This window comes from Janthinobacterium sp., assembly GCF_009923995.1.
GTDB lineage: Bacteria > Pseudomonadota > Gammaproteobacteria > Burkholderiales > Burkholderiaceae_D > Janthinobacterium.
In genome coordinates, this window is sequence record NZ_RFSK01000101.1 from 1 (window position 1) to 11,130 (window position 11,130).

The 11,130-nt window shown below is 63.2% G+C and carries 15 protein-coding genes; 13 read left to right on the forward strand and 2 right to left on the reverse strand.

Going from position 1 to position 11,130, the window contains the following annotated elements; translation table 11 throughout:
* The 13 genes from maiA to EBS11_RS27115 all read left to right on the forward strand — a co-directional run.
* The coding region (maiA, locus tag EBS11_RS27055; protein ID WP_290608368.1) for a maleylacetoacetate isomerase at window positions 1–440 on the forward strand (440 nt) is incomplete at its 5' end.
* 146 nt (window positions 441–586) lie between these two features.
* Complete coding sequence (locus EBS11_RS27060) at window positions 587–1,366, forward strand: uracil-DNA glycosylase (protein ID WP_290608370.1); 780 nt, start codon at window positions 587–589, stop codon at window positions 1,364–1,366.
* A 38-nt stretch (window positions 1,367–1,404) separates the two neighbouring features.
* Window positions 1,405–1,956 carry an NADAR family protein gene (locus EBS11_RS27065; protein ID WP_290608372.1) on the forward strand — a complete coding sequence of 184 codons (552 nt, stop codon included), beginning with the start codon at window positions 1,405–1,407 and terminating at the stop codon, window positions 1,954–1,956.
* A gap of 237 nt (window positions 1,957–2,193) precedes the next feature.
* A complete protein-coding gene (gene iscR, locus EBS11_RS27070) occupies window positions 2,194–2,670 on the forward strand; it encodes a Fe-S cluster assembly transcriptional regulator IscR (RefSeq protein WP_065310626.1) in 477 nt (158 codons plus the stop codon).
* A 71-nt stretch (window positions 2,671–2,741) separates the two neighbouring features.
* Window positions 2,742–3,968 (forward strand): IscS subfamily cysteine desulfurase, encoded by a 1,227-nt coding sequence (locus EBS11_RS27075; RefSeq protein ID WP_290608389.1) that lies wholly within the window; start codon window positions 2,742–2,744, stop codon window positions 3,966–3,968.
* 55 nt (window positions 3,969–4,023) lie between these two features.
* The gene (gene iscU, locus EBS11_RS27080; protein WP_034779562.1) at window positions 4,024–4,413 is read left to right on the forward strand and encodes a Fe-S cluster assembly scaffold IscU; all 390 of its coding nucleotides are present in this window, start codon (window positions 4,024–4,026) and stop codon (window positions 4,411–4,413) included.
* Window positions 4,414–4,464: 51 nt separating this feature from the next.
* On the forward strand, window positions 4,465–4,785 hold the full coding sequence (gene iscA / locus EBS11_RS27085) for an iron-sulfur cluster assembly protein IscA (RefSeq protein ID WP_071322760.1): 321 nt from the start codon (window positions 4,465–4,467) through the stop codon (window positions 4,783–4,785).
* Window positions 4,786–4,850: 65 nt separating this feature from the next.
* The gene (gene hscB / locus EBS11_RS27090) at window positions 4,851–5,366 is read left to right on the forward strand and encodes a Fe-S protein assembly co-chaperone HscB (RefSeq protein ID WP_290608377.1); all 516 of its coding nucleotides are present in this window, start codon (window positions 4,851–4,853) and stop codon (window positions 5,364–5,366) included.
* A gap of 215 nt (window positions 5,367–5,581) precedes the next feature.
* The gene (gene hscA, locus EBS11_RS27095; RefSeq protein ID WP_290608379.1) at window positions 5,582–7,462 is read left to right on the forward strand and encodes a Fe-S protein assembly chaperone HscA; all 1,881 of its coding nucleotides are present in this window, start codon (window positions 5,582–5,584) and stop codon (window positions 7,460–7,462) included.
* A 195-nt stretch (window positions 7,463–7,657) separates the two neighbouring features.
* Window positions 7,658–7,999 carry an ISC system 2Fe-2S type ferredoxin gene (fdx, locus tag EBS11_RS27100; RefSeq protein ID WP_034750070.1) on the forward strand — a complete coding sequence of 114 codons (342 nt, stop codon included), beginning with the start codon at window positions 7,658–7,660 and terminating at the stop codon, window positions 7,997–7,999.
* A gap of 1 nt (window position 8,000) precedes the next feature.
* The gene (gene iscX, locus EBS11_RS27105; protein WP_290608382.1) at window positions 8,001–8,195 is read left to right on the forward strand and encodes a Fe-S cluster assembly protein IscX; all 195 of its coding nucleotides are present in this window, start codon (window positions 8,001–8,003) and stop codon (window positions 8,193–8,195) included.
* Window positions 8,182–9,099, forward strand: coding sequence for an SAM-dependent methyltransferase (locus tag EBS11_RS27110; RefSeq protein WP_251351407.1), 918 nt, complete (start codon window positions 8,182–8,184; stop codon window positions 9,097–9,099). Before iscX ends, EBS11_RS27110 begins: the two co-directional genes overlap by 14 nt.
* Window positions 9,100–9,181: 82 nt before the next feature.
* The gene (locus tag EBS11_RS27115; protein WP_290608385.1) at window positions 9,182–9,940 is read left to right on the forward strand and encodes an rRNA pseudouridine synthase; all 759 of its coding nucleotides are present in this window, start codon (window positions 9,182–9,184) and stop codon (window positions 9,938–9,940) included.
* Between the two features lie 121 nt (window positions 9,941–10,061).
* On the opposite strand, the gene EBS11_RS27120 is transcribed toward EBS11_RS27115, so the two are convergent.
* Together EBS11_RS27120 and EBS11_RS27125 are read right to left on the reverse strand one after the other, a co-directional pair.
* Window positions 10,062–10,508: a group III truncated hemoglobin gene (locus EBS11_RS27120; protein WP_290608387.1), complete on the reverse strand. Its 447-nt coding sequence runs from the start codon at window positions 10,506–10,508 to the stop codon at window positions 10,062–10,064.
* A gap of 63 nt (window positions 10,509–10,571) precedes the next feature.
* Window positions 10,572–11,130 (reverse strand): RDD family protein (locus tag EBS11_RS27125; RefSeq protein ID WP_365956314.1); only part of this gene is annotated, 559 nt, incomplete at its 5' end.

Here is an 11,130-nt window from a genome sequence, read left to right on the forward strand (position 1 = left end):
TCGAATACCTGGACGAGACGCACGCGGCCGCGCCGCTGCTGCCGGCCGACGCGCCGGGCCGTGCCCGCGTGCGCGCGCTGGCGCTGGCCATCGCCTGCGACGCCCATCCGCTGACGAATCTGCGCGTCCTGAAGTACCTGAAAGGCACGCTGGGAGTGTCGGAGGAAGTCAAGCAGGAGTGGTACCGTCACTGGATGGCCGAAGGGCTGGCGGCCGTCGAGGCGCTGCTGGCGCAGGGCGATCCGGCCGGCACGGCCCTGTACTGCCATGGCGACAGCCCGACCATGGCGGATTGCTGTCTGGTGCCGCAGGTGTTCAATGCGCAGCGCTTCGGCATCGACCTGGCGCCGTATCCGCGCGTGGCGCGCATCCACGCGCATTGCGCCGGTTTGCCGGCCTTTGCCGCCGCGCATCCGTCGCAGCAGCCCGACGCCGAATAGCTTTGACACGGCGCAATGCGGCAAGCCCCGCCCGGCAACCGGCGGGGCTTTTTCATGCGCGATTGATTTGGATCGTGTGTTTTCGTCAATGCCAGCCTGCCGGTGCGCTACAATTTGCGTTTGCCCAAATATTTTACTGACGCGCCATGACCGTTACCACTGTTCCTGCCGGGATCACCGATGCCCTGTCCCTGGCGCACCCATCCTGGCGTCCCATCCTGCTGCGCGGCCTGCAGGCCGTGATGGCGGCCGATCCCGCCTACCTGCCGGCGCTGGCCGCCGACGATTACCTGCCTACCCAGGGCCGCCTGTTTGCCGCCTTTGCCCTGCCGCTGGCGCAGGTGCGCCACGTGCTGGTGGGCGAGGGGCCGTATCCGCGCGCCGACAGCGCCACGGGCGTGTGCTTCATGGATGGCGCCGTGGGCAGCCTGTGGTCGGCGACCGGGCTGTCGAAGCCCGTCAACCGCGCCACCTCGCTGCGCAACTTCATGAAGATGCTGCTGGTGGCCGACGGCCAACTGCAGGGTGGCGACACCTCCGGCGCCGCCATGGCGCCCGTGGCGGCCGCCGCGCTGCAAGCGGACAGCGGCGTCATCCAGACCCTGCCCGAGCTGCAGCGCAAGATGACGGAGCAGGGTTTTTTGCTGCTCAACGCGGCGCTGGTGTTCCGCGCCCACGTGCCGCCCGTGCAGGATGCGCGCGGCTGGCTGCCCTTCCTGCAGGTGGTGCTGGAAGCGCTGGCGCAGCAGGGCGGGGCGGTCGTGCCGCAATTGGTGCTGTGGGGCAAGATTGCCGAGCTGATCAAACGCCTGCCGGTGGCGGCAATGCTGCCGCAGGTGACGGCGGAACATCCGTATAATCTGTCCTTTATTGGCAATCGTGACATGCAGGCCTTGTTTGGCCCGATGCAGCTGTTGCGTGTTTGAGCTTGAATCATCGCCTGTCCGGCGGAAGTGCGGGGAATATGCAAATCAGTAACGTGGAAGAATTGAAGGCGTGGATCGCAGCGGGCGGCGTGCCCGACTATCTGTATTTCTGGGGCCACACGCCGGCCCAGCCGCAGGTGGCAGACAAGAGCTGTTTCAGCCAGTGGTTTCCGTCGCCGTTCAGCCTGGCCGGCGTGACGTACGCGACGGCCGAGCACTACATGATGGCGCAAAAGGCGGCCCTGTTCGGCGACACGGCCGTCCAGGCGCGCATCGTGGCGGCCGAGCGGCCGTCCGAAGTGAAGAAGCTGGGGCGCGAGGTGGCGAACTTCGACGCCAAGGCATGGGAAGCGGCGCGCGCCGGCATCGTCTTCGATGGCAACTTCGCCAAGTTCTCGCAAAAGGCCGCGCTGCGCAAATTCCTGCTGGGCACGGGCGAGCGCATCATCGTCGAAGCCAGCCCCGTCGACCGCATCTGGGGCGTGGGCCTGGCGTCGGACAACCCGCGCATCGGCGATCCTTCCCGCTGGGACGGCTTGAACCTGCTGGGCTTTGAATTGATGAAAGTGCGTGCTGCCCTGAGGGGCTGAAGATAGGCCTGACAGCGGGGCTGGGCCCGCCCGCGATTTCCCGACTGTTGTTTTCCTGAAGCCGCCGCGCCTGGCGCGGCCGGCCATGCCCCTGCCAGCCCTGTGGTCATCGCGGGGCGCTCTGACAAACCCCGCCGAATTTGTTATACTTGACTAAATCATTCAACTACTCGGGGTTTGAGAAGTTGAAAAGCCGCAATATTTTAAACCAGTTATTGAACAGTTGACCGAGGATGTATGCGTCTGACTACAAAAGGCCGTTTTGCCGTGACAGCGATGATCGATCTTGCCCTGCGCCAGGGCAAGGGACCGGTCACCTTGTCCGGCATCAGCCAGCGCCAGTCGATTTCCCTGTCCTACCTGGAGCAGCTGTTCGGCAAGTTGCGCCGCCATGAGATCGTCGAATCGATCCGCGGCCCCGGCGGCGGCTACAGCCTGGCGCGCCGCGCCGACAAGGTGACGGTGGCCGACATCATCATCGCCGTCGACGAACCGCTGGACGCGACGCAGTGCGGCGGCAAGGAGCATTGCCACGGCGCCGACGCGGCCACGGGCGCGCGCTGCATGACGCATGAATTGTGGTCCACACTCAACGAAAAAATGGTCGATTATCTGGATTCTGTGTCCTTGCAGGACCTGGTCGACCAGCAGAGACAAAAGAATGCCGAGCAAAGCGTGATGGTGATGCACCGTAACCATGCCGCCCTCGGTTGATAATTAAAAATACTAAGTTGCTGATTGCATTGGAGTTATTGATGAACGCCCCTGAAAAAAACGTAGGCCAAGTGCACTTTGAAACCGCACCGCATTTCCCGATCTACATGGATTATTCGGCCACGACGCCGATCGATCCACGCGTCGCCGACAAGATGATTCCCTACCTGCGCGAGCAGTTCGGCAATCCGGCATCGCGCAGCCACATGTATGGCTGGACGGCGGAAAAAGCCGTGGAAGAGGCGCGCGGCCACGTGGCGGCCCTGGTGAACGCGGACCCGCGCGAAATCATCTGGACGTCCGGCGCGACGGAAAGCAACAACCTGGCCATCAAGGGCGCGGCACAGTTCTACAAGACCAAGGGCAAGCACATCATCACCGTCAAGACCGAGCACAAATCGGTGCTGGACACGGTGCGCGAACTGGAACGCATCGGCTTTGAAGCGACCTACCTGGAACCGCAGGACAACGGCCTGATCACCGTCGAGCAGCTGGCCGCGGCCGTGCGCCCGGATACCATCCTCGTGTCGGTGATGCTGGTGAACAACGAAATCGGCGTGATCCAGCCGATCGACGAGATCGGCGTGTTCTGCCGCTCGAAAGGCATCATCTTCCATTGCGACGCCGCGCAGGCGACGGGCAAGGTCGTCATCGACCTGCAAAAGACCAAGGTCGACCTGATGACCTTTACGGCACATAAAACCTACGGCCCGAAAGGCGTGGGCGCCCTGTACGTCTGCCGCAAGCCGCGCGTGCGCCTGGAAGCGCAGATGCATGGCGGCGGCCACGAGCGCGGCCTGCGCTCGGGCACCCTGCCGACGCACCAGATCGTCGGCATGGGCGAAAGCTTCCGCATCGCCAAGGAAGAGATGGACAGCGAAATCGGCCGCATCCAGGCCTTGCGCGACCGCCTGGCCAAGGGTTTGCAGGAGATCGAGGAAGTCTACATCAACGGCGACATGGACCACCGCGTGCCGCACAACCTGAACGTGAGCTTCAACTACGTCGAAGGCGAGTCGCTGATCATGGCGATCAAGGATATCGCCGTGTCGTCCGGTTCGGCCTGCACCTCGGCCAGCCTGGAACCATCGTACGTGCTGCGCGCCCTGGGCCGCAGCGACGAACTGGCGCACAGCTCGATCCGCTTCACCATCGGCCGCTTCTCGACCGAGGAAGACATCGACTTCGCCGTGAGCCTGCTGAAATCGAAAGTACACAAGCTGCGCGAACTGTCGCCGCTGTGGGACATGTTTAAAGATGGCATTGATATCAATTCCATCCAATGGGCTGCCCATTAACCAACACCCTGGCCCTGTTGGACAGGGCCGGCAAGAATATTAAAGGAGCATCAAAATGGCTTACTCGGACAAAGTACTCGATCACTACGAAAACCCGCGCAACGTGGGCGCTTTCGACAAGGGTGATGAAACCATCGGTACCGGCATGGTCGGCGCGCCTGCCTGCGGCGACGTGATGAAACTGCAGATCAAGGTCGGCGCCGACGGCCTGATCGAAGATGCGAAATTCAAGACGTATGGCTGCGGTTCGGCCATCGCTTCGAGCTCGCTGGTGACCGAATGGGTCAAGGGCAAGACCCTGGACCAGGCGCTGGCCATCAAGAACACGCAGATCGCCGAAGAACTGGCCCTGCCGCCAGTGAAGATCCACTGCTCCATCCTGGCGGAAGACGCCATCAAGGCGGCAGTGCTGGATTACCAGACCCGTCACCCGGCAGCAGCTTAAACGTTGGCAGCCCGCCCCGGCCGCAAGGTCGGGGCAGTTGCGGAGAAATACATGATCACACTGACCGAAAAAGCGGCAAAGCACATCAACCGTTATATCGAACGGCGCGGCAAGGGCGTGGGCCTGCGCTTTGGCGTGCGTACCACGGGCTGCTCGGGCCTGGCCTACAAGCTGGAATATGTCGATGAAGCGGCGGCCGAGGACAGCGTCTTCGAATCGCACGGCGTGAAGGTCTTCGTCGACCCGAAAAGCCTGCCCTACATCGACGGCACGGAACTCGATTTTGCGCGCGAAGGCTTGAACGAAGGCTTCAAGTTCCACAATCCGAACGAAAAAGACGCCTGCGGCTGCGGCGAGAGCTTTAGAATTTAAAAGCTGGCAAGACCCCGGTCGGTGCGCTGTACTCATCGATTGAGGCACAGCGACCACCGACAATCATGCAAAACCACTTCGAACTCTTCCAGCTGCCGGCCCGCTTCGCGCTCGACATGAGCGCGCTCGACGCGGCTTACCGCGACGTGCAGGGCAAGGTCCATCCCGACCGCTTCATCAATGCCAGCAGCGCCGAAAAGCGCGTGGCGATGCAATGGGCCACGCGCGCCAATGAAGCCTACCAGACCCTGAAAAGCCCGCAAAAGCGCGCGCAATACCTGTGCGAACTGAATGGCGTCGACCTGCAGACGGAGTCGAACACAGCCATGCCCGTCAGCTTTCTGATGCAGCAGATGGAGTGGCGCGAGGAACTGGGCGACGCGCGCGCCGGCAAGGATGCCGAGGCGCTCGACGCCCTGGACCGCCAGCTGCGCGGCGAACGCAAGGCCCTGCTGGCCCAGGTGGCGGCCCAGCTGGACGCCGCCGACTACGTGAATGCGGCGCAAAGCGTGCGCGCCCTGATGTTCCTCGACAAATTCGGCGAGGAAGTCCGTTTTGCCTACGAGGCCATCGAAGCCTGAGAGTGCCGGACAGAAGCTGCTGCCCGTCGCGCTTTGCGGCCTGCGATGCTCACCGTACCAGAGTACGGTTGAGCTTCTCGGCCACAAATCACTGCCGCTCGCTACGCTTCTGTCCGGCACTCGGGGCTGTGGCGAGCATGTGATACGCGCGCGACTTATAATGCGCACCAGGCATCAGCTGCATCACGCAATAAATTAATCGAGGCACGAATACAATGGCACTTCTGCAAATCTCCGAACCAGGCATGTCGACCGCGCCGCACCAGCACCGCCTGGCCGTCGGCATCGATCTTGGCACCACCAATTCCCTGGTCGCGACCGTCCGCAACAGCATTCCCGAAGTGCTCAACGACGAAGACGGGCGCTCCCTGCTGCCGTCCGTCGTGCGCTACCTGCCGAATGGCCACGCCAACATCGGCTACAAGGCCTTGGCCGCGCAAACGACCGACCCGAAGAACACCATCGTTTCCGTCAAGCGCTTCATGGGCCGCGGCCTGGCCGACATCGCCTACGCGGAAAACCTGCCCTACGATTTCCAGGACACGCCCGGCATGGTGCAGCTGAAAACCGTGGCCGGCGTGAAAAGCCCCGTCGAAGTGTCGGCGCAGATCCTCGCCACCCTGCGCCAGCGCGCGGAAGACTCGCTGGGCGACGACTTGGTGGGTGCCGTGATTACTGTACCAGCGTATTTCGACGATGCCCAGCGCCAGGCGACGAAAGATGCGGCCCAGTTGGCCGGCATCAATGTCCTGCGTCTGTTGAGCGAGCCGACGGCCGCCGCCATCGCCTACGGCCTCGATAACGCGTCCGAAGGCGTGTATGCCGTGTACGACCTGGGCGGCGGCACCTTCGACATCTCGATCCTGAAACTGAGCAAGGGCGTCTTCGAAGTGCTGTCCACGGGCGGTGACTCGGCCCTGGGCGGCGACGATTTCGACCGCCGCCTGTTCTGCTGGATCAGCGAGCACGCCAAGCTGGCACCCCTGTCGGACGAAGACACGGCCATCCTGATGGTGAAGGCGCGCGAGATCAAGGAATTGCTGTCTACCAAGTCGGAAACGACGATCGACGCCAAGCTGAACTCGGGCGAGGAAATCCACCTGCGCATCACGGCGGCCGATTTTGCCGCCATGACGCAGCACCTGGTGGTCAAGACCATGAACGCCATCAAGAAAGCCCTGCGCGACGCGAACGTGGATGCGGACGACGTCGACGGCGTGGTGATGGTGGGCGGCGCCACGCGCATGCCGCACGTGCAGCGCGCCGTGAGCGAATTCTTCCACACGACGCCGCACGCGAACATCGACCCGGACAAGGTCGTGGCGCTGGGCGCGGCCATCCAGGCGAACTTGCTGGCAGGCAACCGCGCCGCCGGCGACGACTGGCTGCTGCTGGACGTGATCCCGCTGTCGCTGGGCATCGAGACCATGGGCGGCCTGGTGGAAAAGATCATCCCCCGCAACTCGACCATTCCCTGCGCCCGCGCGCAGGAATTCACGACCTTCAAGGATGGCCAGACGGCCCTGGCCGTGCACGTGCTGCAGGGCGAGCGCGAACTGGTGAGCGATTGCCGTTCGCTGGCGCGTTTTGAATTGCGCGGCATTCCGCCGATGGTGGCGGGCGCCGCGCGCATCCGCATCACCTACCAGGTGGATGCGGACGGCTTGCTGTCCGTCTCGGCGCGCGAACTGCGCTCGGGCGTGGAAGCGTCGATCAGCGTCAAGCCCGCCTACGGCCTGGGCGACGACGATATCGCCCGCATGCTGCAGGATTCCTACACCTCGGCCGACGTCGACATGGTGGCGCGCGCGCTGCGCGAAGAGCAGGTGGAAGCGGAACGCATCCTGCTGGCCACGCAGTCGGCGCTGGACGAAGACGGCGCCCTGCTGGACGATGCCGAGCGCGCCGCCGTCGACGGCCTGATGAGCAAAGTGCGCGACGCCATTGCGCAATCGCAAAGCGGCGCCATCGACCACCAGGCCCTGAAGCTGGCTATCGAGGCTCTGGCCGACGGCACCGAGGATTTCGCCTCGCGCCGCATGGACCGCAGCGTGCGCACGGCACTGACGGGCAAAACGCTCGACCAGGTCGTGTGAGGACACCTGACCAAACCTGCTGCGCGTCGCGCTTTGCGGCCGGCGATGCTCACCGTACTGGAGTACGGTTGCGCTTCTCGGCCACAAATCACTGCCGCTCGCTACGGTTTTGTCAGGTGTTGTAATAGTGTTGACATGCGCGCCGTGTGCCATTGCTGCGGCAGCGCCCCAAATCATTGAAATTGTAGAGGTAATATGCCACAAATCGTCATTCTGCCGCACGCCAAGCTTTGCCCGGACGGCGCCGTCATCGAAGCCCCGGCCGGCAAGTCCATCTGCGACATCCTGCTGGAAAACGACATCGACATCGAGCACGCCTGCGAAAAATCGTGCGCCTGCACCACCTGCCACGTGCTGGTACGCGAAGGCATCGAGTCCCTGAACGAAGCGACGGAACTGGAAGAAGACATGCTGGACAAGGCCTGGGGCCTGGAAGCCGTGTCGCGCCTGTCGTGCCAGTCCATCGTGGCCGAAGCCGACCTCGTCGTCGAAATCCCGAAATACACGATCAACCAGGTCAGCGAAGGCAGCCACTAACATGAAATGGTCCGACATACACGCGATCGCCGAGGCTTTGTTCGACGCGCATCCGGACATCGATCCCCTGACCGTGTGTTTCACCGACCTGCATAACTGGGTGGTGGAACTGGACGGTTTCGACGATGACCACACGCGCGGCGGCGAAAAAGTGCTCGAAGCGATACAGATGGCGTGGATCGATGAAGCGCGCTAAGGGCGCGGCAGCCGCCGCCACCGCAGTCGCCGCACCGAAAGACGTCATCACGGCCGCCAGCAACATGCCCGAGATCAAGGATGGCCAGTCGGTCGCCTTGCTGCAGGAATTGCACATCCTGACGCGTGACGGCAAGATGAACCAGGACAGCCGCCGCAAGCTCAAGCAGGTGTACCACCTGACGCAGTTCATCGAGCCGCTGCTGCGCGAAGTGCAGCTGGACCATCCCGGCGTGTCGCTGGTCGACCACGGCGCCGGCAAGTCCTACCTGGGCTTCATCCTGTACGACCTGTTCTTCAAGAACGGCAACGATGGTTCGCACATCTACGGCATCGAGACGCGCGAAGAGCTGGTGCAGCGCTCGCAGGAGCTGGCGAAGAAATTCAAGTTCCCCGGCATGTCGTTCCTGCCCCTGTCCGTGGCCGAATCGACGGAATCGACCTTGCTGCCGCAGCAGATCGATATCGTCACGGCCTTGCATGCGTGCAACACGGCGACGGACGACGCCATCCACTTCGCCTTGAAGAAGAAGGCGAAGTTCATGGTGCTGGTGCCATGTTGCCAGGCTGAAGTCGCCTCCGTCTTGAAGAAGAACAAGGGCAAGAGCCTGGGCAAGAGTGTCTTGACGGAATTGTGGCGCCATCCGCTGCACACGCGCGAGTTCGGCAGCCAGATCACCAACGTGCTGCGCTGCCTGCAGCTGGAAGCGCACGGCTACCAGGTCAGCGTGACGGAACTGGTGGGCTGGGAACATTCGATGAAGAATGAGCTGATCATCGCCAGTTATAAAAACCTGCCGCGCCAGCGCCCGACGGAACGCCTGCAGGAAGTGCTGCAGACGCTGGGCCTGGAAGAGATGGGTCACCGTTTCTTTGCGGAGGAACTGGCCAAGGCCGGCGCGTAGGACTTCCGCATTGCCAAACGGGGGGAGGAGCGGGTCGGTTACAATACCGGCTTTCTCCTCCTCTTGCTTTTTGCGCCTCCCCATGACCACACCACACGAAATGCCCACCGTCCGCCTGGCCAAGCGCCTGTCCGAAGACGTGCCCTGTTCGCGCCGCGAGGCCGAGCTGTATATCGAGGGCGGCTGGGTGACGGTCGATGGCGTGCTGGTGGAAGAATCGGGCGCGCGCGTGGCCGACAATCAGGAAGTGGTGCTGCTGCCCAACGCCACCCTGGACGAAATGCCGCCCGTGACGATTTTGCTGCACAAGCCGGCCGGCATCAATGGCGGCGTGGGCGCGGAAGGCAAGCCGGCCCTGAGCTGTTTGCGTCCCGAAGAGATCTTCACGCCGGAGAACGTGGCGCCCAGCTCCGTCACGCGCTTCCTGAAGCGCCATCTGATCGGCCTGACCATCACCAATCCGCTGGAAACCATGGCGTCCGGTCTGCTCGTGTTCACGCAGGATTTCCGCGTCGCCCGCAAGTTGGTCGACGAAGCGAAAACGGTGGAACAGGAATTCATCGTCGAAGTGGCGGGCGACATCATGGAAAACGGCCTGGCGCTGCTCAACCACGGCTTGCCTTTCAATGGCAAGCCTTTGCCGCCGATCAAGGTCAGCTGGCAGAATGAAACGCGCTTGCGCTTTGCCCTGAAGAACGTGCAGCCGGGCCAGATCGCCCATATGTGCAAGATGGTGGGCCTGGACGTGGTGAGCATGAAGCGCCTGCGCATCGGCCGCATCCCGATGGGCGCCATGCCCGTGGGGCAATGGCGCTACCTGCAAGGCTACGAACGGTTCTAGGAACGCCTGGGCAAACCTGCTGCGCGTCGCTGCTGCGGCCGGCGATGCCCGCTGGCTCGACGCCCGTACCGGGTACCGTCGCGCTTCTTGGCCGCAGGCAGTTTCCGCCGCTACGGCTTTCTCAGGCGTCGTGCGACTGCTTGCCTGCTTCCCCAGCCATGTGCGCCGCATGGCTTTCCGCAAAGCTTTTCCATAGCCGTTCGGCAATATTCAAGGCGATGGTGTCGGCCTTCTCTTGCAGGGCGGCATTGCCCATGCTCTCGGTCGTGGCGAAGAACAGGGTCAGCCAGCGGCGGAACAGGCAGGGCGTGAGGTTTTCCATCTGCGCGTGCTGGGCCAGGGGCTTGCCGTGGTAGCGCATGGTGCCGCGCAGCAAGCCTGACCAGAAATCGACGAGGGTGGCCAGGTGGGCATCCCAGTTCTTGACCTCGGCGGCAAAGATGGGGCCGAGCATGGCGTCCTCGCGCGCGGCCGCATAAAAGGTATGCACGAGCTGCCGGACTTCGTCCTCGCTGCAGACTTCCGCGCGTGACTTGACGATATGGATGTGGGGTGGGGGAGTGTTCATGGCGTACCATGATCGCAGACCCCCTGCGGCGCTTCAATGACGCAGGTCAAGCCGCCGGAAAACTCAGGCGGCGACTTTCTTTGCTTTCTTCGCCGGTGCCGGCAGTTGCACGATCTGCGTGCCCAGCAGCTTGTCGTGCAGGAACTGGCCATTGCCCGTGAACAGGGCCGTGGCCGACCAGGCCAGAATGCCCACGCCGATGGCGCCCAGGGCCGTCCAGTGCTGCAAGTCGAAGGCATAGGCCACCAGCAGGGCTGGCAGCAGCCACATCCAGGCCAGGACGTAGCGGCAGGCGGCCATGCGCAGGGGCACGTGGGCATGGCCCGGCAGCACCACTTTCAGGCGCCACGTCTTCATGGCCAGGGTTTGTCCTTCGCGGTTCCACTGGTGGATGAAATACGCGCCCATGACGAGGAAGGCCAGGCACTGGCGCAGGTGTTCCGTCAGCGGCGTATGCGCGCCCTGCACGATCAGTTCGAAGACGAGGAAGGGCAGGAACAGCACGGCCAGGGCCAGCAGTGACTCGTACACCATGGAAATCAGGCGGCGCTTGATCGTGGGGAGGGAGGTGGTGCTGGCGGCAGGCGTGCTATTTGGCATTGGCGGGCAGTGGGGCAGGCGT